The organism is Streptomyces oryzae (assembly GCF_017676365.1).
Taxonomy (GTDB): Bacteria; Actinomycetota; Actinomycetes; order Streptomycetales; family Streptomycetaceae; genus Streptomyces; species Streptomyces oryzae.
In genome coordinates this window covers 1-21,890 of sequence record NZ_JADKMA010000124.1, presented here as the reverse complement: position 1 = coordinate 21,890, position 21,890 = coordinate 1, and the positions used below count along the sequence as shown (strand labels likewise).

Sequence of the window (21,890 nt, the reverse complement as noted above, 5' to 3'; positions counted from 1 at the left end):
GAGGACTGCGCCGGGGCGGCGCCGTCGGCGTCGGCAACGCCGGGGGAGACTGCCATGGGTGGGGCTCCGTGCGTGGTTCTCTGGTGCGACGTGCTTCATTGCAGGGTCCTGACCAGGACTGGGGGGACTCTACGCGCGTTGCAAGACGCCCTCCATCGTACAGAGTCACACGATCGGTCCCCTCGGAGTCGGGCGATCCTCCAAGGGGCCGTGAACGGGGCCCTGGGCCGCCGCCCCCGGAGACCACCCCCGGAGGCGGTCTCCGGAGGCGGTCTCCGGAGGCGGTCACGGCATCGGCACCGGGGCCGGGCGCCGGTCAGGTCACGGGCACCAGCACCACCGAGGACTTGGCGTGGTGGAGCACCGCGTGCACCACCGGGCCCAGCTGGAGGCCGAGGCGCCGCTGCTGGCGGCGTACACCGAGGACGACCAGGTCGGCGCCCTCGCTCAGCTTGATCAGATGCTCGGCCGCCTGGCCCTGGTGCTGCTCGGCGCCCAGCTGCACCTCCGGGTAGCGCTCCCGGAACGGGCGCAGCGTGTCCTCGAGGAACTGCTCGGCGCGCTTGGTCTCGGTCGAGGGCTCCTTCGGGGACAGCCGCAGCGCGACCCCGGGGAGCATGGGGTAGATCCAGCAGTGCGACACCCACAGCGGCGAGCCGGACCGCCGCGCCGACTGGAAGGCGAACTCGACCGGCTCCGTCGCGCCCTCCCACTTCAGTCCGACGACCGTCTCACCGGGTGCCGCACCGGACTCGGGCGGCTCACCGCGCACGACCATCACCGGCCCCGCCGCATGCGAGGCCAGCCGCAGGCTCACCGAGCCGAGCAGCAGCCCGCGGAAGCCACCGTGACCGCGGGTCCCCACCACGGTCAGCTCCGCCGTGCGGCTGCGGTGGATCAGCGCGTCGGCCGCCGGCTCGCTCACCCCGGTCGCCACGACGGTCAGGCCCGGTACGCGCGAGCGGATGCGCTCGGCGGCGTCGCCGGCCACCTCTTTGGCCGCCTGGCGCATCCGCTCCCGGTCCGCCTCCGTCTCGGGGTAGGGGGAGCGCCGGGACGGGACGCCGCCGCACAGCACCTCCAGCTCGGAGCCGCGCCGGACGGCCTCGTCGGCGGCCCGGTCGAGCGCGCGGAGAGAGTGCGGGGAACCGTCGACGCCGACCACGACACGGCCGGCGACGGGGGCTGGTGCGGGTGATCCCGAGGGGCGCTCGTTGCTCTCCGACATGTCTGTCCTCTCCTCGCGTCCTCACGTCGATACGCGGGTACCCCGTGCGCGTGCCGCACACGGGGCAGCCTCTGTGGGGAACAGCTTTCTCCTGCCTCTCTTTCTTCCCACGGCACCGCGGCCTAGCTGGGGCCGTTCGCCCCCCTTTCGACGCGGAGTTGCAGGGCGTCGTCCGCCACCTCGGCCACCAGCCTGTCCCCCGGCGCCACTTCGCCGCCGAGGAGGAAGGCGGCGAGCCGGTTGTCGATCTCGGTCCTGACGGTGCTGTGCAGCGCTCCGGCAGCGGAGTCGGACCGATGGCCGTGTGCGGTCAGCAGCCGTTCGGCGGGCGGGGTGACCTCCAGGGTGATGTTCTGGGCCCGCAGCCGCCGCACGCCGGCGTCCAGCAGCAGCTCCACAATGTGTCCCAGGCTCTCCTCCGTCGGTGTACGGAGGACGACCGTGGCGTCGAGACGGCTGAGGAACTCCGGCGGGAAGTGGGCGTCCAGCTGCTCCCGCAACTGGTCGCGGATCTCCTCGGCCTCGCCCCGGTGGGCCAGGATCAGCTGGGAGCCGACGGTGCTCGTGATGACGAGGAGGGTGTGCCGGAGGTCGGCGGCGTGTCCCTGTGCGTCGGTGAGCCGGCCGCCGCCGTCCAGCACCTCCAGCAGCCTGCCGAAGCCCTCGCCGTGTGCCGTCTCCTCCACCCCGTCGAACAGCACGACGCTGTAGGGCCTGTGGCGCAGCTGCTCGGCGAGCCGGTGGAGGGTGTGCGGGTCCTGGAGCTCCCCCATGGCGACCCGGATCAGCCGCTCTTCGGAGCCGAAGACCAACTGGGCCAGCTCCTTGGCCAGTTCACTCTTGCCCGCGCCGGTGGGGCCGAGGAAGAGGAAGGAGCCCGCGGGCCGGTCAGGCCGGTCAGGTCCGTCCGGGACGGCGCGGTTGCGGCGTACTGCCTCGGCCACGGCGGTGACCGCGTCCTGCTGGCCGACGATGCGGGACCGCAGCGTGTCCTCCAGCCTGAGCAGCCGGTCCTTCTCGTCCCCGGCCAATTCGGTGGCGGGCCGGCCGGTGTGCCGGGACAGGGCCTCGGCGATGTCGCCGACCTCGACGGTCAGCACGCCCTCGCGCCGCTCCTCCACCGCCGCCAGCTCGGCCTCGACCGCGGTGATCCGCCGCTCGGCCGCGGCGGCACGGTCGAAGTCCCCGCCGGCAGCCGCCTCTTCCTTCTCGCGGCGGAGCCGGACCAGGCTGTCCTCCCGGCGGATGACGTCTGTGGAACGGCCCAGCGAGCGCAGCCGCGCCTGGGCGCCCGCGGTGTCCATCAGATCGACGGCCTTGTCGGGCAGGCACCGGCCGGTGAGGTGGCGGTCGGACAGTTCGGCCGCGGCACGCAGCGCCTCGCGGGTGAAGCGCACCTGGTGGTGTGCCTCGTAGGAGCCGCGCAGCCCTTCGAGGAGCTGGACGGTCTCCTCGACGCCCGGCTCGGCGACCAGCACCGGCTCGAAGCGCCGCTCCAGCACCCCGTTCCGCTGCGCGCTCTCGCGGTACGCGCCCAGCGTCGTCGCCCCCAGGATGCGCAGCTCGCCGCGTGCCAACGCCGGTTCGAGCAGGGGCCCGACGTCCAGCACTCCCCCGCCGCCCGCGCTCGCGCCCGCGCTCGCGCTCGCGCCGAGGACGGTGTGCAGGTCGGCGACGAACAGGACGACCGGCGCGGACTCAGCCACCGCCCCGGCCTCGTCCACGACCCTCCGCAACAGCTCCCCGAACGCGTCCCGGTCCCCCGACGCGGCAACCAGCCCGAGCAGGTCGAGTTCCACCAGCCGTACGCCGGTGAGCTCCGCGGGGACATGCCGCGCGGCGATGCGCTGGGCCACCCCCTCTGCGACGGCGGTCTTGCCCACTCCGGGCTCCCCGATCAGCAGGGGGTTGTTCTTTCCGGCGCGGGCGAGGATCTCCACGGCCTGCTCCACCTCGCGGGCACGCCCGACGACCAGGTCGACTCCGGCCGCGCGGACCTCCCGGGTCAGATCCCGGCCGTACGCGTCCAGCGTGGGGGTGCCCTCCGGGATGCCGGGCAGCAGCGTACGGGCCTCCCGGCGGCCCGCGGCCTCCGCGACTCCGCGCAGCTGGCCGAGGTCGGCGCCCAGCCTCTCCAGCAGCCGCCCGGCGCCCGAGTCGGGGTCGTCCAGCAGGGCGCGCAGGATGTGCTCGGGACCTGTGTGGGAGACCTCGGCGGCCCTGGAGCACGCACGCGCGTCGTGCAGGGCACGCTTGGCCGCGCTGGTGAGCCCCGGCTCGCTGGAGGGGGCGCCGCTCCCGCCGGGGAGGGCCGCCGCGATGGCCGCCGCGAGCCGGTCGGGGTCGGCCCCGGCGCGGCCGAGGAGCCCGCGGGTCGGCTGGGTGCGGGTGGCGGCCCACAGCAGGTGCTCGGTGTCCAGTTCCGTACCGCGGTCCTGCCGGGCCCGGGAGACCGCTCTCACCAGCAGTTCGCGGGCGGAGTCGGTGAGCAGCCGGCCAGTCGGCACCTGTCGGGCGGTGGGCGGCTCGGAGAGTGGCGAGGCGCCGGAGGAGGACGAGGCGCCGGAGGAGGGCGAGGTTCCGAGGAACCTGTCGAGCAGGTCGGAGAGCGGGTCGGCGCCGTCGGGGGAGCCGAAGGGCGACGTCGTCATGGCAATGCCTCCGCTGCCGCGGACCGGGACCTGTGGCGGGGTCGCTCCGCCTCTTCCACAGCAGCTCCACTACAACAGCGGCGCCCGGGCCCCGCAAAAGCGGACCACCATCTCGGCAACCGAGGCACAATTTTAACCCAGTTACATTTTCCTGTACGGTCGCCGCATGAGCCAACACCCGGCCGGGCTGCGCGAACGCAAGCGGCAACGCACCTACCAGGCAATCTCCGACGCGGCAGTGACCCTCTTCCTCGAAAAGGGCTTCGACGCCGTTTCCGTCTCCGAGATCGCCGAGGCCGCCGACGTCTCGAAACCGACCCTCTTCCGCTACTTCCCCACCAAGGAGGACATGGCCCTCTACCGCTTCGCCGACCACGAGGACGAGGCCGCCCGCGTCGTCGCCGGCCGAGACGCGGGGGTGCCGCCGCTAGCCGCGCTGGAGGACCACTTCCTGGCCGGACTGGAGGCCCGCGACCCGGTCACGGGGTTGTGCGACGCACCGGAAGTGCTCGCCTTCCACCGGCTGCTGTACGGCACCCCGAGCCTGATGGCCCGGCTGCACTCCTACACCGCACGCTCCGAGGCAGCCCTGGCCTGCGAGCTGGAGCAGACCCTCCCTGCCGGCAGCCCGACCCCCAGGACGACGGCGCAGCTGGCCGCCGGACAGGTGATCACCACCCAGCGGGTGCTCGCAACAGCCAACTGGCACCGCATCTCGCAGGGCGAGCGCGCCGACAGCGTCCACCAGGCCGCTGTCCAGGACGCCCGGCACGGCTTCGCACTGCTGCGCACCGGTCTGACGCCGTTCACCTGACCCGGCCGAGCACGACGCCCGTCTCGGCCAACGCCCAACGCTCAACCCTCTTTGCACGACACCCACCAGAGAAGGGACCAGCAACCCATGCCGGGGGAACACGCCGCCGAGGAAGAAGCCCTTCGCACCGAACTGGCGGCCGAGCGCGCCTACACCGAACGCTGCCGCGCCACGCTCGACCGTACGAACACCGCGGCGCAGCACCGGGTCATGGAGGGTGCCGGGGTGCTGACCGGCCACCACTCCGGCGAGGCGGCTGGCGAGGGAGTCGCCGGTGACGGAGCCGGTGCGGAGGCGCTGGGCCGCTATCTGCGCAGCCAGGCCAAGGAGCTGCGGGAGGAGCCGGACGGGCCGCCGTTCTTCGGGCGGCTCGACTTCGGCGACGAGGGTTCCCCTGGTGAACAGGCCGGTGAGCACCGGGGCCAGTGCTACTACATCGGCCGCCGCCGCGTCAGCGAGCACCCCTCGGCGCCTCCGCTGGTGCTGGACTGGCGCGCCCCCGTGGCCCGCGCCTTCTACCAGGCGACCGCTGCACAGCCACAGGGCGTCCGCTCCCGGCGCCGGTTCGGCTGGGCACCGGGCGGCACGGGCACTGCCGAGGATCTGACGGGGCTGGAGGACGAGCGACTTCAGGGCGAAGGACTTCCGGACCAACAGCATCAGGACCAACGGCATCAGGACCAACAGCGTCAGAGCCAACGGCCACAGGACCAACGCCCTTCGGCCGCCGCGGAGTCGGCCGTCTCGGCTCTCGCCTCCCGTATCGTGGCCGGTGAGATCGAGCGCCCGCGGGTCGGGCCGATGCGCGACATCGTCGCCACCATCCAGCCGGAGCAGGACGACCTGGTGCGCTCGGGGCCGGACAGTTCGCTGTGTGTCCAGGGCGCGCCCGGCACCGGAAAGACCGCCGTCGGGCTGCACCGCGCCGCGTATCTCCTCTACACCCATCCGCGCCGGATCGAGCGCGGCGGCATGCTGGTCGTCGGCCCCAACCAGGCGTTTCTGGGCTACATCTCGGCCGTACTGCCCGCCCTGGGCGAGGTGGGGGTGCGCCAGTGCACGGTACGGGATCTGCTGCCGGACCACCCCGTGCGCGCGGAGGACGGTCCGGAGGCGGTGGAGCTCAAGCACAGCGCACGCATGGCAGCCGTGCTGCGGCGCGCCCTCTACGCCCGGGTACGGCTGCCGGAGGGGCCGGTGGCGGTACCGGACGGCTCGTACCGCTGGCGGCTCGACGAGGACGATCTGCGCGCCGTGGTCGAGGAGACCCTGGCGCAGCAGCCGCCGTACGAGGTGGGCCGGGAGCGGGTGCGGGCGCGTACCGTCGCGCTGCTCCGCGACCAGGCCGAGCGCCGCGCGGGGCCGCCCGGCGGCGAGTGGCTGCGCCGGATGGGCAGGAAGAAGGAGCTCACCGGGTTCCTCGACTCCGTGTGGCCGCGGGCCAGGCCGGAGGAGGTCGTCGCCGGGCTGCTGGGCGACGCGGGTGCGCTGGCCCGGGCGGCCGACGGGCTGCTGAGCGAGGACGAACAGCGGGCGCTGCTGTGGCAGGGCCGCCGTCCCAGGTCACCGCGTACGGCGCGCTGGTCGGAGGCGGACGTGCTGCTGCTGGACGAGGTGGCGGGGCTCATCGCCCACCCCGAGGAGAGCTACCGGCACCTGGTGGTGGACGAGGCGCAGGACCTCTCCCCCATGCAGTGCCGCGCGCTGGCCCGCCGCTGCCGGTTCGGCTCGCTCACCGTGCTGGGCGATCTGGCGCAGGGCACCACGCCCTGGGCGGCCCGCGACTGGCCGGAGCAGCTGGCGCACCTGGGCGCCCCGGATGCGGTCGTCGCCCCGTTGACCACCGGGTTCCGGGTGCCGTCCGAACTGCTGGCGGTGGCCAACCGGTTGCTGGCTTCGCTGACGGTCCGGGTGCCGCCGGCGCATTCGCTGCGTACCGGCGGAAGGCTGGAGAGGGTGCGGGTCGCCGGGGCGGCCGGACTGGCCGGAGCCGTGACGGAGCGCGTGGCCGCCGCGCTCGGCCAGGAGGGGTCGGTCGGGGTGATCGCGGCCGGCGAGCGGGTCGCGGCCCTGCGCGAGGCGCTGCGGGCCGCCGGGATCGCGGCCGGAACGCCGGGCGAGGGCGGCGAGTTGGCGCGGGTGACGGTGGTGGGCGCCGAGTTGGCCAAGGGGCTGGAGTACGACCACGTCGTGCTGGTCGAGCCCGCCGAGATAGCCGACAGCGGGCCGCAGGGCCCGCACCGCCTCTACGTCGCGCTCACCCGTGCGGTGTCCCGGCTGGAGCTGCTGCACACGGACGAGCTACCCGAGGCTCTGCGTGGCTGAAGCAGCACCGGCGGGGGTAGGGGCGGGTGCGGCGAGGTCGCGGAGCCAGTCCGGCTGATCGGCGATTTCCAGCAGGAGGAGCAGCCGGGTCAGCGGATGGTCGCAACTGGGGCCGCCGTCCGCCAGGTCCGCAGGGGCAGGAAATTGGGCGCCTGGTGTCGTCACTGGGACTCCTGTGGACGGACGGAAGATCGTGAACTCCGTTTGCCGCCAGCGCCGTTGAGTCGGCAGGAAAGCTGCGGGCTGGAGTACGACCGGCATTGTGGCGGCTCCGTACTTACTTCTGCAAGTACATCTGCAAGTACATCTGCAATCACGCTCGGCTGTGAGACGCTTCCAGACGTCGCAACCGCTCACGGGGGCAAGCAAGTTACGTAGGGAGAGACGTACATGCAGATCGAGAACGGCATCGAGGCCACCAAGATCGAAGGCGCGGTCTGGCGGAAGAGCCGCCGCAGCAACCCGAACGGCAACTGCGTCGAGGTCGCCACTCTTCCCGGCCAGGGAGTCGCCGTCCGCAACTCCCGCTTCCCCTCGGGCCCCGCGCTGGTCTACACGCCGGCCGAGATCGCGGCGTTCGTCCAGGGCGCCAAGGACGGTGACTTCGACGACCTGCTGGACGCCCAGAACTGAATCACCGCCCGTCGGTTGACCACCCCACAGCCGTAGTCGACAACTGAACAAGCACCAAGGACACCGCCGCCACACGACACGGACGTGTGGCGGCGGGTTCAACTGCGTCAGCACGTGCGGCGCTCCGTGCGCGCGTACGTACAGCACTCCGTACGAGCGGTGCACACAAGGGAGTTCACCGCAGTGGCTCAGGACCTCGCCATCCGTGCGCGATATCCGGCCGTGCGTCCGGTATGGCTGTACGCTCGATCGGCGTAGTGGGACACTGAGCATCCGTTTAGTCACTCAGGGAAGCAAGGCGGCCGCGATGGGAGCACAGACGCGACGCGAGGCGTCGCCCGGACGCATCCTGGACCACCCCAGGGGTGGACCCACGATCCTGCGCATCGTCCTGGGCACCCAACTGCGTCGGCTGCGCGAGGAGCGGGGCATCTCCCGCGAGGCGGCGGGCGAGGCGATCCGCGGCTCCCACGCCAAGATCAGCCGCTTGGAGCTGGGCCGCGTCGGCTGCAAGGAGCGCGATGTGGCCGATCTGTTGACGCTCTACGAGGTGTGGGACCAGCAGGAGCGCGAGGAGTATCTGGAGCTGGCCCGGCATGCGGGATCGCCCGGCTGGTGGCAGAAGTACAGCGATGTGATGTCGCCGTGGTTCGACCGGCTGCTCGGTCTCGAGGAGGCCGCCACCATGATCCGCACCTACGAGGTGCAGTTCGTGCCCGGCCTCCTTCAGACGCGCGACTACGCCCGCGAGGTCATCCGGCTCGGCCACCCGCGGGACGACAGCAGGCGCAGCGAGCGCCGTATCGAACTGCGCATGGAACGCCAGGCGATTCTGGACAGGCCGCACGCACCACGGCTGTGGGCCGTGATGGACGAGGCCGCACTGCGCCGTCCACTGGGTTCACGCGAGGTGATGCGCGCTCAGCTGGAACGGCTCATCGAGGCCAGCCAGCAGCCCAACATCACCCTGCAGATCGCGCCGTTCAGCATGGGCGGGCTCGCCGCCGCCGGGGGCCCGGTCACGATCCTGCGCTTTCTGGAGCCCGACCTCCCGGACATCGTCTACCTCGAACAGCTGACCTCTTCGCTCTATTTGGAGAAGCGCGAGGAGGTCGAGGGCTATCTCGTGGTCATGGACCGGCTGTGCGCGATGGCCGAACCTCCCTCTCGGACGACCGCGTTCCTGGAGAAGCTGCTGGCCGAGTACTGAGGTCCGCCGTCGCCGGGGACTGAAGCCCGCGGTGGTCACGGCTTCCGGGCGACGCCTCCGTACTCGAACCAGGTCTCGTCCTCCAGCCGGCGCGCGTCCAGGTCGGAGTCGGGACGCCAGTCGTTGATCTCGACCAGGCCGGGCTCCAGCACTTCCAGGTCCGCGAAGTAGGGCTCGACATCCTGCGGTTCGCGCACCCGGCCCCAGTTGCCGTTGGTGCTGCTGTTCATGAAATCGGTGACGAAGTCGCGGGTCTCCTTCTCGTGGCTCACCAGCTGGTTGAGCACCACGAAGCTGCCGGAGGGCACCCGTTCCAGGGCGCGGCGCACCACGGCGGCCGGGTCGGAGTCGTCGGGGATGCAGTGCATCACCGAGATGAACAGCAGCGCGACAGGCTCCGACATGTCGATCAGCCGGCACACCTCGGGGCTGTCGAAGATCGCTTCGGTGTCGCGCATATCGGCCTGGATCACTGCCGTGTTGGCGTTCTCCTCCAGCAGCGCCCGGCCGTGGGCCAGCACGATGGGATCGCTGTCGATGTAGACGACACGGGCCGCCGGATCGGTGCGCTGTGCGACCTGGTGGACGTTGTCCTGGGTGGGCAGCCCCGAACCGTGGTCGACGAACTGCCGGATGCCGTAGTCCTCCGCCAGGATGCGTACGACGCGCTGGAGGAAGCGGCGGTTGTTCCGGGCGAGGGCCCGGGTGCGCGGGACCACCTCGTCCAGCGCCGCGACGGCTTCCCGGTCGACGGCGTAGTTGTCCTTGCCGCCCAGGTAGTGGTCGTACATCCGGGCCACGCTCGGGACGGTGATGTCCACCTCGCCGATCCCGTCCCCGGTCGCCTCTTCCCGCATGCGTGCCCCACTGAGTTCACCGCGCACCACACGCCGACCGCGCAAGTGCCTGCCCTCGCGGAAGCATGCCACGGCCGCTCAGCGGAAACCAACGCCAAGTCACTTTTACGCACCGGAAATTGACGCTCTCCGACGCAGTTCGAGGAGCCCGGCGCCGTCCGGGGCGCTCGTGCGCAGGGTCCGGCGGCGGCTGATGACCACGGAGGGTGATCAGCTGGAACAGACGGTCAGAGGGTGCTGGTCATACCCAGTTCGGCCCAGACGATACGGCCGAACCGGCCGCCGTGCGCCGAGACGCCCCAGCGCTGGGCAAGGGCACCGACCAACTGGAGGCCGCGCCCGTGCACATCGTCCGGCAGCGCGCTGCGCAACTGCGGCGCGCAGCTCTGCGTGCCCTCGTCCCTGACCTCTATCCGCAGCCGTTCGCCGTTCAGGTGGATGCGGCACCCTATGTGGACGGTGTCCGTGTGCAGTACGGCGTTGGTGACGAACTCGGAGATGACCAGCTGCGCCGTGTGGCCGAGGTCCTCGGGAAAGCCCCAGTGCTGCAGCCGGCTGCGGAGACGGGCGCGTGCTTTGGCGACCGACGAGGTGTGCGCGGGGAGCTCGAATCCCTCCTGCCGCTCCACGACGGCCGGGGCGGCCGACTGTGCGGGCAGGGAGAGCTGTGCAGGGGGATACGAGGAGGCCACGGGTGAACGCCTTCCGTCTACCTGTGAGGGGAGGGGACGGCTGCCGGGGAATGCTCCGCACAGAGCCCAGGAGGGCAGGCACCCGCGGACGCCGGGGCCGCCGCCGCCGGCCGGCCGTCCGGTGACGCGGGAGATGCTGTGCGGCTCGGGTGCCGGAGCCTCATGAGCTGGGTCACGCTGTTCACTATGCGCAGCAACTTTCACAGATGGCAAGAGGAGTTCTGCAATTCGCAGAATCGCACGGGCAGTATGGCTGCTGCATAGGAGCCGTGGCACACTGCTGACGCCAGGGTCCGCCAGGGGAGGCAGTCAAGGAGGCAGTAGTGGCCGAGGCTCGTTCCGCGCCGACTGTGGGGCAGATAGTGCTCGGCCTGCGTCTTCGCGACCTCCGCGAGCGGGCGGGATGTTCCTTCGCGGACGCCGCGTACGCACTCAGTGTCAACACGACCACGGTGCGTCGTATGGAGAAGGCGGAAGTCGGCCTCAAGCCGCCTTACGTCGAGAAGCTGCTGCGCATGTACGGGCTCTCCGACGAGGAGACGGCCTCGTTCCTGTCCCTGGTGGACGAGGCCAACCGGCCCGGCTGGTGGCACAGCTTCCGTGACGTCCTGCCGCCCTGGTTCAGCCTCTACGTGAGCCTGGAGGGCGAAGCCAGCCTGATCAGGGCGTACGAGCCGCACTGTGTCCCCGGACTGCTGCAGACCGAGGAATACGCGCGCGCTCTGCTGCGCACCGGCTTCCCCGCGGCCGACGAGGAGGAACTGGATCGTCGGGTCCAGCTGAGGATGGGACGCCAGCGGCTCCTCCAGGACCCCGACGCGCCGGTGCTCTGGGCCGTACTCGACGAGCAGGTGCTGCGCCGCCACGTGGGTTCGCCCGCGGTGATGCGGGAGCAGATCGACCGGCTCATCGAGCTGTCCAGACAGCAGAACATCACGATTCAGATCATTCAGTTCACTTCAGGTGCGCACCCCGGAATGTTCGGGCCCTTCCAGCTCTTCCGCTTCGACATCCCGGAACTCCCGGACATCGTCTACACGGAGAGCCTGACGGGCGCCGCGTACCTGGATCAGCGTCCGGACACCGCCGCCTATCTGGAGGTGCTGGACCGCATGGGCGCGCAAGCCGCGCCGGTACCACACACCGAGGCTGTCCTCGGTGAGATCCGCAAGGAGTTTTAGAACCATGGGTCATTCAGGCCACCCCCCACACATATACAACGGCATGCCTGCGAAGCACCTCGGCACCGAGGGCTGGCAGAAGCCCTGGAGCGGCACCAACGGCGGCAGTTGCGTCGAAGCGATGAAGCTCGGCGACGGCCGGGTCGCGCTGCGTCAGTCCACCGACCCGGAAGGTCCGGCGCTGATCTACACCACCCACGAGTTCGAGACCTTCCTCCGGGGCGCCAAGCAGGGCGTGGCCGACTTCCTGCTGGCCTCCGACTGACGACGACTGATGCACCGCCCCGACCCGGACCCGGCGAACGGAGAGGCCGCATGACCGCACAGGGGAACGTCCCCGGCATAGACACCACCAAGCCGCACTCGGCCCGGATGTACGACTACTACCTCGGGGGCAAGACCCACTACGAGGTGGACGTACAGGCGGCCGAAGCGGTCGTCGCGACCGTGCCGTTCGCCGGTGCCATGGCGCGCGCCAACCGGGACTTCATGATCCGGGCCACCCGCTGGCTGGCCCTCGAGGCGGGCGTACGGCAGTTCCTGGACATCGGCAGCGGTATCCCGACCGAACCCAACCTGCACCAGGTGGCCCAGTCGGTCGCCCCCGAGGCACGGGTCGTCTACACCGACAACGACCCCATCGTCCTCCAGTACGCACAAGCACTGCTGCACAGCACATCCGAAGGCCGCACCGCCTACCTCCAGGCGGACGCCGCGAAGCCGCAGACGATCGTCGAGTCCGACGAACTGCGCGCCACGCTCGATCTGAGCCGGCCGGTGGCCCTCTCGGTCAACGCGCTCTTCCACTTCGTCCCCGACGACTGGCGCCCGTACGAGATCCTCAGCGGCCTGCTGGACCAGCTGCCCTCCGGCAGCTATCTGTGCCTCTCGCACGCCACGACGGACGTCGGCGACCCGGCGCTGGAAGCGCTGGGCCGGGAGGTGGAGGAGATCTACGCCCAGGGCGGCACTACGCTCCGGCTGCGGAACCGCACCGAGATCAGCCGCTTCTTCGACGGGCTGGAACTGGTCGAACCCGGCATCGTGATGGCGCACAAGTGGCGTCCGGACCCCGGGCAGCCCACCGAGCTCGAGGAGGGCCAGCCGAGCATGTTCGCCGGCCTGGCCCGCAAGCCCTGACCCAGACCACGAGAAGGAAGTATCAAGGGGGAGAACGAGATGTCCGAGCAGGGTGGCGCACCACCGCCGATCGACACGGCCAAACCGCACTCCGCGCGCATGTACGACTACTACCTCGGGGGCAAGACCCACTACGAGGCGGATGTGCAGGCGGCCGAGGCGGTGGTGGCCAAACTGCCGGAGATCGTCACCGCAGCCCGCGCCAACCGTGACTTCATGATCCGGGTGACCCGCACGCTGGCGGCCGAGTACGGCGTGCGGCAGTTCCTGGACATCGGCAGCGGCATCCCGACCGAACCCAACCTCCACCAGGTGGCCCAGTCGGTCGCCCCCGAGGCACGGGTCGTCTACACCGACAACGACCCCATCGTCCTCCAGTACGCACAAGCACTCCTGCACAGCACACCCGAAGGCCGCACCGCCTATCTGCACGCGGATGTGACCAAGCCGGAGAGCCTGCTGGAGGCGGCCGAGCTGCACGCCACGCTCGACCTGGAGCGCCCCGTGGCGGTTTCGGTCAACGCGCTGGTCCACTTCATCCCCGACGAGCAGGGGCCCGACCGGATACTGCGTGCGCTGGTGGACCGCCTCGCGCCCGGCAGCTTCCTGTCGCTGAGCCACGGCATCGCCGATGTGCCCGAGCAGGACGGCGTGGACCGGATCAACGCGGTGGTCGACATCTACCGGCGGAACGGCACCGTCCTCGCGCCGCGGAGCCGCGAGCAGGTCACCGGGTTCTTCGACGGGCTGGAACTGCTCGACCCCGGCATCACCCAGGTCCATCTGTGGCGCCCCGACACCGACCCGCACGGGGGACTGCCCGAGGGCACGCTGACGCTGTACGCGGGGGTGGCGCGGAAGCCGTGAGGCGGCCCGGGCCGTGCGGCGGGCCGGCCTGTGGGACGTTGACAGGGACGACCCTCGGAGCGACCATAAGCAAGCGCTTAGAAACCGACCAGCCGAGCGCTCATGCCTTGCTGCCCCCGGGGATCGGACCACCGCCATGCCCTCACCCTCGCTGCTGCTCTCCCGCCGCGACCTGGAATTCCAGCTCTACGACTGGCTCGACGTCGAGTCGCTGACCCGGCGCTCACGCTACGCCGAGCACTCCAGGGAGACCTTCGACGACGCCCTGGAGCTGAGCGAGCGGATCGCCACCCGGCACTTCGCCACGCACAACAAGAAGAACGACCAGGAGGAGCCCTGGTTCGACGGCGAACGCGTGCACACCGTCGAGGAAGTGTCCGAGGCGCTGGGGGTGTTCGCCGAGTCGGGGCTGCTCGCGGCCGCCATGGACGAGGAGTTCGGCGGCATGGGGATGCCGCACACCGTCGCGACCGCCTGCTTCTCCTACTTCCAGGCCGCCAACGTCGGCACCTCGGCGTACCCGTTCCTCACCCTCGGCAACGCCCGGCTGCTGTGCGCCCACGGCTCCCCCGAACAGGTCGAGACCTATGTGCGGCCGATGCTCGAAGGGCGCTACTTCGGCACCATGTGCCTGTCCGAGCCGCAGGCCGGCTCCTCGCTGGCCGATGTCACCACCCGCGCGGAGCGGCAACAGGACGGCAGCTACCGGCTGTTCGGCACCAAGATGTGGATCTCCGGCGGCGACCACGAGCTGTCCGAGAACATCGTCCATCTCGTGCTCGCCCGCGTCCCCGGCGGCCCGCCGGGCGTCAAGGGGCTCTCGCTGTTCATCGTTCCCAAGTACCTCGTGGCGCCGGACGGCACGCTCGGCGAGCGCAACGACGTGGTGCCGGCCGGGCTCAACCACAAGATGGGCTACCGGGGCACCACCAACACGCTGCTCAACTTCGGCGAGGGCGCCCACCACCGCCCCGGCGGGGCACCCGGCGCCGTCGGCCACCTGGTGGGCGAGGAGCACCGCGGACTGGCGTACATGTTCCACATGATGAACGGCGCCCGCATCGGCGTCGGCGCCGGCGCGATGGCGCTGGGCTACACCGGCTACCTCAAGTCCCTCGCCTACGCCCGTGAACGCCCGCAGGGCAGGCCCCTGGCAGCGGGCGGCAAGGACGCAACCGCGCCCCAGGTGCCGATCGTCGAGCACACCGACGTACGCCGGATGCTGCTCGCGCAGAAGTCCTATGTGGAGGGCGCGCTGGGGCTGCTGCTGTACTGCTCGCTGCTGGTGGACGAACAGCGCTCGGCCGCCACCGAGGAGGACCGGGCGCGGGCCGGGCTGCTGCTGGACGTACTGACGCCGATCGCCAAGAGCTGGCCGTCGCAGTGGTGCCTGGAGGCCAACAGCCTCGCCATCCAGGTGCACGGCGGATACGGCTACACCCGCGAGTACGACGTCGAGCAGCACTACCGCGACAACCGCCTCAACCCCATCCACGAGGGCACCCACGGCATCCAGGGGCTCGATCTGCTGGGCCGCAAGGTGGTGCAGGACGGCGGGGCCGGGCTGCGGGCGCTGGGCGACGCGGTAGAGGAGACGCTCGGGTGCGCGGAGGCCGCCGGCGGTGAGGCCGCGGAGCTGGCACGGACGCTGCGCGGGTACTGGGAGCGGGCCACCACCGTGACGGCACGGCTGTGGGAGAGCGGCGACCCGCAGGTGGCGCTGGCCAACTCGACCGTCTACCTGGAGGCGGTCGGGCACGTGGTGGTGGCCTGGATCTGGCTGGGGCAGTTCCTCGCCACGCTGCCCCGTGGCCCGCAGGACGAGGCGGACGCGTTCCTGCTGGGCAAGCGGCAGGCGGCACGGTATTTCTTCCGTACGGAACTGCCCCGGACCGCCCCGCAGTTCGACCTGCTGGCGGCGCTGGACACCGTCGCGCTGGAGACCGACCCGGATTGGCTGTGAGGGCGAGCGGCGCGGGAGCCGGGCCGGTCACACCTCGCCCAGGTCCCGCTGCTCCAGCGGCCGGGTCGCCGGACCCTGTATCACCGAGCCGTCGGTGCCGAAGCGCGAGCCGTGGCAGGGGCACTCCCACGCCGACTCGGCGTCGTTGAACCGCACCAGACAGCCCAGGTGCGTACAGCGCGGCGAGACGGCGTGCAGCTCGCCCTCGGTCGTGCGGTGCACCGCGCAGCGCCGCCCCTGCACCCGCACGATGGCGCCGGTACCCGGCGGAATCTCGTCCACCGAGTCGACGTAACTGGGCCGCAGCCGGTCCCCCACGAAGCGCCGCGCCACCGCCGACTGGAGCCGCAGCAGCGTGGACGCCTCGCGGGGCCGCAGCCGCACCGGGTCGTACAGCCGTGCCCACGGCGGCAGTTGCCCACCCGTGAGATACGCGGCCAGCAGCTGCCCGGCCAGCACCCCCGAGCTCATCCCCCAGCCGCCGAAGCCGGTGGCGACATAGACGTGCTGGGTGCCGGCGTGGAAGCGGCCGATGTAGGGCACCCGGTCGGCGGCCTCGTTGTCCTGGGTGGCCCAGCGGTGGGCGAGCCGGGCGCTGGGGAAGCGCTCGTACGTCCAGGCCGCCAGCCGTTCGTAGCGGGCGCCGACCGAGCCGATACCCTGCATCCCGGGGGTGAACTTCTCCCCCGTGACGATCAGCAGCCGCCGTCCTGCCCCGAACGGGTAGGGCGCGGTGCGCACCGATCGGGTGCCGCGCTCCGGCGAGAGGTAGGTGCCGCGCGGGTCCTCGTCCTCGGGCAGCAGCGCGGAGATGACCAGCTCCCGGCGCGGCTCCAGCCGGGAGAACATCAGCGCCCGGTCGAAGACCGGGTAATGGGTGGCCACCACCACGTCGCGGGCGACGACCTCACCGCCGTTCTCGGCGCCGAGCAGGCACGGCTCGCCCTCGTCGAGCGCGACGATCCTGGTGCGTTCGAACAGCAGCCCGCCGCGCCGCCGGATGTCGTCCGCCAGTGCCAGCAGATACTTGCGCGGGTGGAACTGCGCCTGGTTCTCGACGCGGACGGCGGCGCGCACCCGGAAGGGCAGCCCGGTGTCGGTGACGAACGAGGCGGCCAGCCCGGCCTCTGCCGCGGCCTCCGCCTCGGCGCGTACCTCGTCCACATGGTCGGCCGACTCGACGTAGGTGTAGGCGGGCACCCGTTCCAGCTCGCAGTCGGCGCCCAACTGCTCGCCGACGGCCGCCAGATGGTCCACGGCGCCCTGCTGCGAGCGGGCGTAGAGGCGTGCGTCCTCCGCACTGCAGCTGTCCCGCAGCCAGCTGTAGGTCAGCCCGTGCAGCGCGGAGAGCTTGGCCGTGGTGTGCCCGGTCACGCCGGCGGCCATCCGGTCGGACTCCAGCACGGCGACGCTGCGGCCCGCGCGGGCCAGCTCCCAGGCGACGGAGAGGCCCGCGATGCCGCCGCCCACCACGGCGACGTCCACCTCGATCCGGCTGTCGGGCGGCAGCGGCGGATGGGGTTCCCCCGCTGCGGAGAGCATCCAGTAGGACTCGTATCCGACGGGCAGTGTCGTCACTGCCGCCTCCCTTCAGCCGCGGTTGGTCGTACGCGGTTGGTCGTAGCTGTGGTTCCCGCTGGCAGATGGCTCACCCCCGGCAACCCTCCGGCATATCGCCTGGATTCGGCTGAAAGAGTCCTTCGCCGAAGGGTTTCCGGCTGCGGAATTCCGCCAACTCCTCCCGCACGGCGCGGTGGGAGCGCTACGGTGTGTGCGCGCGGGGACGGTCGGTTGTTCGCTGCACGCCGGGAGGGTCCGCGATGGGCGACAAAGGGCATCTGACGCCCGCTCACCACCTCGAAGAGTTGCTGGCCCGCGCCCAGAACCCCTTCGACGTCCGTGACGAAGTGCTCGACCGACTACGCAGCGCTGTGATGTTCCAGGTCGAGCTGTACGGCTGGCGGCATCGCAACTCCCCCCGCCCCGCGCTGCGATGCAGCAGTTTCCGCCACGTCTTCCTGCTCTCCGACGGCAGCAGCCTGCTGCTGTGGGAGCTGTGTTACGACAGCCCCGGCGGTGCGGGCGAGCTGCACGAGGTGTACGACGACGCCGAGGCGCTGCGCCGCTCCGAGCGCCGGGTGCACCGCCGGATGGGTGCGGAGGGCGAGCCGGACGGTGCGGCCCATGGCGCCGTCTCTTTCGACTTCTTCACCGGCGCTCCCGGCACGGCCTACCCGCACCGTGAGTACCCCGAGGGCGACTCGGCGGAGCACGCCCGCAGGCTGCTGCGCCGGGCGGAGAACCCCGACCGGCCCGGCGAGGAGACGCTGCGACTCCTCTCCTCGGCGCTCGGGCACCACATCATGCACGTCCCCGGGCCGCGGGTGCACACCGGTGACTGCCAGGTGTGGTGCTCGGTCTATGAGCACGCCTTCCTGCTCGCCGACGGCACCGAGGTCAGCCTGTACGAGCTGGAGCACAACATGACCGGCAGCGGCCGGCTGGCGTGCGAGGTGTATCTGGAGGAGTCCGTCGCCGACCAGGCAGCACACCGCCTCGCCAGGGAGCGGGGCTTGGATCTGTAGACCCGGCCACGGCTGTCCGTGGGCCGCCCACCAACGGAGGAACCCCCCATGTCCGCACGTGGACGCCACCGTCGCCCCCAGCCCCGCGCCGCCGCACGCGTCTCTTTAAAGGTGACGGCAGGCAGCGCCGGCATAGCCATGCCCCTGATCGGGGCCCACGCAGCACAAGCAGCGTCCACGGACGCGTGGGACAAGGTCGCCGAGTGCGAGAGCAGCGGCGACTGGAGCATCAACACCGGCAACGGCTTCTACGGAGGGCTCCAGTTCACCCAGCGCACCTGGGAGGCGTACGGCGGTACGGCCTACGCCACGCGGGCCGACCTGGCCACCAAGAGCCAGCAGATAGCGGTCGCCGAGAAGGTGCTGAAGGGCCAGGGGCCGGGCGCCTGGCCCAACTGCGGTCCCGGTGCGGGGCTTTCGCGCGGCGACGCCGCACCGGCCGACGCCGCGCACCGGGCCGGCAAGGGCGCCGCGGACCGGGCGAAGGAGCAACAGGACCGGGCGAAGCAGGAACGGGACCGGGCGAAGCAGGCCAAGGCGGACCGCGCCAAGGCCGAGCGCGGCAAGCAGCTGACCACCTACCGCGTGGTCAGCGGTGACACGCTCTCCGGCATCGCCGACGAGCACCAGGTGGCAGGCGGCTGGCACGCCCTCTACGACCACAACCGCAGCACTATCGGTGATGATCCTGACATGATCACGCCAGGTCAGCGGCTGAGTCTGACCGACAGCCCACGCCGGACCGAGCGCGACCCCTCGCAGCCCGCCAGATCCGACCGCCCCAAGGCGGAACACCCGCACAAGCAGGCCCCGCAGCGCACGACCCCCCAGAAGCCGGCGCCCCAGAAGCCGGCGAACCGAAAGCCGGCGCAGCCCCCCAAACACAAGGCCCCCACCTCGTCCGCCACCGCGCCCGTGACCGGCGTCGGCCCCAGCACCCCGTACGGCGCGGCGGGCAGCAGCTGGTCCTCCGGGCACCACACGGGCGTCGATTTCCCCGTCTCCACCGGCACCACCGTCAAGGCGGCCAGCAGCGGCACGGTCGTCTCGGCGGGCTGGGGCGGCGCCTACGGATACGAGGTGGTGCTGCGGCACCGGGACGGCAAGTACAGCCAGTACGGCCATCTGTCGGCCATCTCGGTGCGCACCGGACAGGCCGTTGACACCGGGCAGCTCATCGGGCGCTCCGGATCGACGGGCAACGCGACGGGCCCGCACCTGCACTTCGAGATCCGCACCGGTCCCGGCTACGGCAGCGACATCAACCCGCTGTCGTATCTGCGGGCGCGCGGGGTGCGGATCTGAGCGCTGCCGTGCAGCGCCGGGTGCCGGACTGCTGGTCCAGTTCCACCGTGCGGTCGCACCAGCGCTCCAGGAGCGTGCGGTCGTGGCCGACGGCCAGCAGTGCGGCGCCCGAGCGCCGCCGGTAGTCCTCGACGACGGCCACGAGCGCGGCGGTGGTGGAGGCGTCCAGCATCGCGGTCATCTCGTCGCAGACCAGCACCCGGGGCCGCAGCGCCAGCGCGCGTGCCAGGCAGGCGCGCTGCAGCTGCCCGTCGCTGACCTCGTGCGGGCGGCGGCCGAGCAGGTCGCCGCCGAGCCCGACGGCCTCCGCCAGCTCCGCGGCACGCCCGGCCGCCTCGGCGGCACGCACCGTGGCGCGCAACGGTTCGGCGATCAGCGCGGCGAGGGTGAGCCGGGGGTCGGCGGCGAGCCGGGGCTGCTGGAAGACGACGCCGACCGCGGTGCGCTGGGCGCGCGGTGCCCGATGGCGCCAGCCGCGGGCTGCTTCGCCGCCGATCCGTACGGTGCCCGCGTACGGGCGGTGCAGCAGTGCCGCGACCTTGGCCAGGGTGGACTTGCCGCAGCCGCTGGGCCCCAGCAGACCCACCGCCTCGCCCTCGTGCACGCTCAGCGAGACCTGGCGCAGTACGGGTGCGCGCCGCTGGTAGCCCGCGGTGATCTCGCGCAGCTCCAGCGCGGGATGGGGCGCTGCGGTCATGCGGTACTCCCTTCGCGGCGGCCGGATGCGGATACGGACCGACCGGTGGTGACCGGGTGATGGCAGGCCACGCCGTCGGAGGGTACGGGCAGTTGAGCGCACTCGGCGCCCGCGCGAGCGCATCTCGGTGCGAAGGCGCAGCCGTCCGGGAGGTCGCCCAGCTCGGGCGGCATACCGGGGACGGGGACGAAGTCCCGTTCGGGCAGCGCCGCCAGCAGGCCGTCCGCGTAGGGGTGACGGGGGCCCGGTGCGCCGAAGAAGGGCCCGGCCTCGGCCAGTTCCACGAGGCGGCCCGCGTACATCACCGCCACCCGGTCGGCCACGCGCTCGGCCGCCGGCAGATCGTGGGTGATCAGCAGCAGGCCCCGGCCGTCGTCGGTGTGGGCGCGCAGCTCGTCCACGGTGCGCTCCACCAGTTCGCGGTCGAGTCCGGTGGTCGGCTCGTCGGCGAGCAGCAGCGGGGCGTCGCCGACCAGCGCCAGCGCGGTGGCGGCCCGCTGGGCGAGGCCGCCGGAGAGCTGGTGCGGACAGCGGTCCAGATGGTCGGCCGGGAAGGCCGCGCGGGCGGCTGCCGCGAGGGTCGCCTCGGCCAGCTCTTTGCCGCGCAGCCCCTTCAGCTCGCGTACGATCTCGGCGAGTTGGGAGCCGACGGTGCGGACGGGCGTCAGATGCGCCGCCGGGCTCTGCGGTACCAGGCCGACGCGCCGTCCGCGTACGGTGCGGGCGAGAGTGGCCTCGTCGGCGGCGAGCAGGTCGAGGGGCCGGTCCTGCCCGGCCGGTCCGGGCGCGGCGTCCCGCGCGGGGTGGTGCAGCAGTGCGCTGCCGCTGGTGCGGGCGTTCGCCGGGAGCAGCCCCAGCAGCGCGGAGGCCAGCACGGATTTGCCGCAGCCGCTCTCCCCCACCAGTGCCAGACACTCCCCCGCCGCCAGGTCGAAGGAGACCTCGCTGACGGCGGCGATGTCGCGGCCGCCGCGCGTCCGGAAGCGTACGGACAGCTCCCGTACGCGCAGCAGCGGGCGGAAGGTCTCGCTTGGGCGGCTCACAGCATCAGCTCCGATCGGCGCCGCGGGTTGATCCGTTCCCGCCACACACCGGCCAGCGAGGCGATGGCGAGGGTGGGCACGATGAGGAACAGGCCGGGGAAGAGCGTGGGCCACCAGTCGCCGGCCGGCAGGGTGCCCCGCGCGCTCTGGATCATGTTGCCGAGGCTGGCGCGGTGGGTGGGAAGGCCGAGCCCCAGGAAGGAGAGCGCCGACTCGTGCCAGATGGCGTGCGGCACCATCAGCACGGCCGCCAGTCCCGCCTGTGGCAGCACGCCGGGCAGCAGATGGCGTACGGCGATCCGGCACCGCGAGGCGCCGCCGGAGACGGCGGCGTCGATGAAGTCCCGGGACCGCAGCGAGAGCACCTCGGCCCGGACGATCCGCGCGGTGGACAGCCAGTGGGTGAGCGCGACGGAGGCGACCACGGGCCAGACACCGGGGCGGAACATCGCCACGATGAAGATGCCCAGCAGCAGGTGCGGTACGGAGGAGAAGACGTCGACGACGCGCATCACCAGCCGGTCCGTCCTGCCGCCCACACCACCGGCCGCCGCGCCGACGGCGGTTCCGATGACGGTGGCCACCAGTGCGGCGACGACACCGACGAGCAGCGAGACACGCAGCCCGTAGACGCAGCGCAACAGCACATCCCGGCCCACGTCGTCGGTGCCGAACGGGTGGGCGGGCGAGGGCGCTTGC

Annotated in this window: 19 protein-coding genes; 11 read left to right on the top strand and 8 right to left on the bottom strand. The window is 71.8% G+C overall.

What is annotated here, in order from left to right:
- Positions 1 to 316: 316 nt before the first annotated feature.
- Positions 317 to 1,228 (bottom strand): universal stress protein, encoded by a 912-nt coding sequence (locus tag ITI46_RS22345; protein ID WP_209241493.1) that lies wholly within the window; start codon positions 1,226 to 1,228, stop codon positions 317 to 319.
- Positions 1,229 to 1,350: 122 nt separating this feature from the next.
- Positions 1,351 to 3,879 (bottom strand): AAA family ATPase, encoded by a 2,529-nt coding sequence (locus tag ITI46_RS22340; protein WP_209241492.1) that lies wholly within the window; start codon positions 3,877 to 3,879, stop codon positions 1,351 to 1,353.
- A gap of 166 nt (positions 3,880 to 4,045) precedes the next feature.
- Between ITI46_RS22340 and ITI46_RS22335 the strand changes: the two genes are divergently transcribed.
- From ITI46_RS22335 to ITI46_RS22320, 4 genes are all read left to right on the top strand, one after another.
- Positions 4,046 to 4,693 (top strand): TetR/AcrR family transcriptional regulator, encoded by a 648-nt coding sequence (locus ITI46_RS22335; protein ID WP_209241491.1) that lies wholly within the window; start codon positions 4,046 to 4,048, stop codon positions 4,691 to 4,693.
- An 87-nt stretch (positions 4,694 to 4,780) separates the two neighbouring features.
- A complete protein-coding gene (locus ITI46_RS22330; RefSeq protein ID WP_209241490.1) occupies positions 4,781 to 7,018 on the top strand; it encodes a HelD family protein in 2,238 nt (745 codons plus the stop codon).
- A gap of 390 nt (positions 7,019 to 7,408) precedes the next feature.
- Positions 7,409 to 7,651, top strand: a complete 243-nt coding sequence (locus tag ITI46_RS22325) for a DUF397 domain-containing protein (protein ID WP_209241489.1) — start codon at positions 7,409 to 7,411, stop codon at positions 7,649 to 7,651.
- A gap of 307 nt (positions 7,652 to 7,958) precedes the next feature.
- A complete protein-coding gene (locus tag ITI46_RS22320) occupies positions 7,959 to 8,861 on the top strand; it encodes a Sco1979 family transcriptional regulator (RefSeq protein ID WP_209241488.1) in 903 nt (300 codons plus the stop codon).
- Positions 8,862 to 8,896: 35 nt separating this feature from the next.
- Here ITI46_RS22320 and ITI46_RS22315 read toward each other — a convergent pair whose 3' ends face one another.
- Both ITI46_RS22315 and ITI46_RS22310 read right to left on the bottom strand, forming a co-directional pair.
- A complete protein-coding gene (locus tag ITI46_RS22315) occupies positions 8,897 to 9,718 on the bottom strand; it encodes an SAM-dependent methyltransferase (RefSeq protein ID WP_209241487.1) in 822 nt (273 codons plus the stop codon).
- Positions 9,719 to 9,945: 227 nt separating this feature from the next.
- Positions 9,946 to 10,410: an ATP-binding protein gene (locus ITI46_RS22310; RefSeq protein ID WP_209241486.1), complete on the bottom strand. Its 465-nt coding sequence runs from the start codon at positions 10,408 to 10,410 to the stop codon at positions 9,946 to 9,948.
- 323 nt (positions 10,411 to 10,733) lie between these two features.
- Between ITI46_RS22310 and ITI46_RS22305 the strand changes: the two genes are divergently transcribed.
- From ITI46_RS22305 to ITI46_RS22285, 5 genes are all read left to right on the top strand, one after another.
- The gene (locus ITI46_RS22305; protein ID WP_209241485.1) at positions 10,734 to 11,591 is read left to right on the top strand and encodes a Sco1979 family transcriptional regulator; all 858 of its coding nucleotides are present in this window, start codon (positions 10,734 to 10,736) and stop codon (positions 11,589 to 11,591) included.
- A 4-nt stretch (positions 11,592 to 11,595) separates the two neighbouring features.
- The gene (locus ITI46_RS22300; RefSeq protein WP_019356270.1) at positions 11,596 to 11,856 is read left to right on the top strand and encodes a DUF397 domain-containing protein; all 261 of its coding nucleotides are present in this window, start codon (positions 11,596 to 11,598) and stop codon (positions 11,854 to 11,856) included.
- Positions 11,857 to 11,906: 50 nt separating this feature from the next.
- Positions 11,907 to 12,731, top strand: coding sequence for an SAM-dependent methyltransferase (locus ITI46_RS22295; protein WP_209241484.1), 825 nt, complete (start codon positions 11,907 to 11,909; stop codon positions 12,729 to 12,731).
- 39 nt (positions 12,732 to 12,770) lie between these two features.
- A complete protein-coding gene (locus ITI46_RS22290) occupies positions 12,771 to 13,598 on the top strand; it encodes an SAM-dependent methyltransferase (protein WP_209241483.1) in 828 nt (275 codons plus the stop codon).
- Between the two features lie 136 nt (positions 13,599 to 13,734).
- Positions 13,735 to 15,561, top strand: a complete 1,827-nt coding sequence (locus tag ITI46_RS22285) for an acyl-CoA dehydrogenase (RefSeq protein WP_209241482.1) — start codon at positions 13,735 to 13,737, stop codon at positions 15,559 to 15,561.
- A 27-nt stretch (positions 15,562 to 15,588) separates the two neighbouring features.
- Here the strand turns inward: ITI46_RS22285 and ITI46_RS22280 are convergent, their stop codons facing one another.
- Positions 15,589 to 17,139 (bottom strand): FAD-dependent oxidoreductase, encoded by a 1,551-nt coding sequence (locus ITI46_RS22280; RefSeq protein WP_209241481.1) that lies wholly within the window; start codon positions 17,137 to 17,139, stop codon positions 15,589 to 15,591.
- 242 nt (positions 17,140 to 17,381) lie between these two features.
- On the opposite strand from ITI46_RS22280, the gene ITI46_RS22275 reads away from it, so the two are divergent.
- A complete protein-coding gene (locus ITI46_RS22275; protein ID WP_209241480.1) occupies positions 17,382 to 18,146 on the top strand; it encodes a DUF6227 family protein in 765 nt (254 codons plus the stop codon).
- Between the two features lie 48 nt (positions 18,147 to 18,194).
- On the top strand, positions 18,195 to 19,451 hold the full coding sequence (locus ITI46_RS22270) for a transglycosylase family protein (RefSeq protein WP_209241479.1): 1,257 nt from the start codon (positions 18,195 to 18,197) through the stop codon (positions 19,449 to 19,451).
- On the opposite strand, the gene ITI46_RS22265 is transcribed toward ITI46_RS22270, so the two are convergent.
- From ITI46_RS22265 to ITI46_RS22255, 3 genes are all read right to left on the bottom strand, one after another.
- Positions 19,408 to 20,148: an ABC transporter ATP-binding protein gene (locus ITI46_RS22265; RefSeq protein WP_209241478.1), complete on the bottom strand. Its 741-nt coding sequence runs from the start codon at positions 20,146 to 20,148 to the stop codon at positions 19,408 to 19,410. The two genes, ITI46_RS22270 and ITI46_RS22265, sit on opposite strands and share 44 nt — an antisense overlap.
- A complete protein-coding gene (locus ITI46_RS22260; RefSeq protein WP_307808272.1) occupies positions 20,145 to 21,191 on the bottom strand; it encodes an ABC transporter ATP-binding protein in 1,047 nt (348 codons plus the stop codon). The genes ITI46_RS22265 and ITI46_RS22260 overlap by 4 nt, the downstream gene beginning before the upstream one ends.
- The coding region (locus ITI46_RS22255) for an ABC transporter permease (RefSeq protein WP_209241476.1) at positions 21,188 to 21,890 on the bottom strand (703 nt) is incomplete at its 5' end. The genes ITI46_RS22255 and ITI46_RS22260, both read right to left, overlap by 4 nt.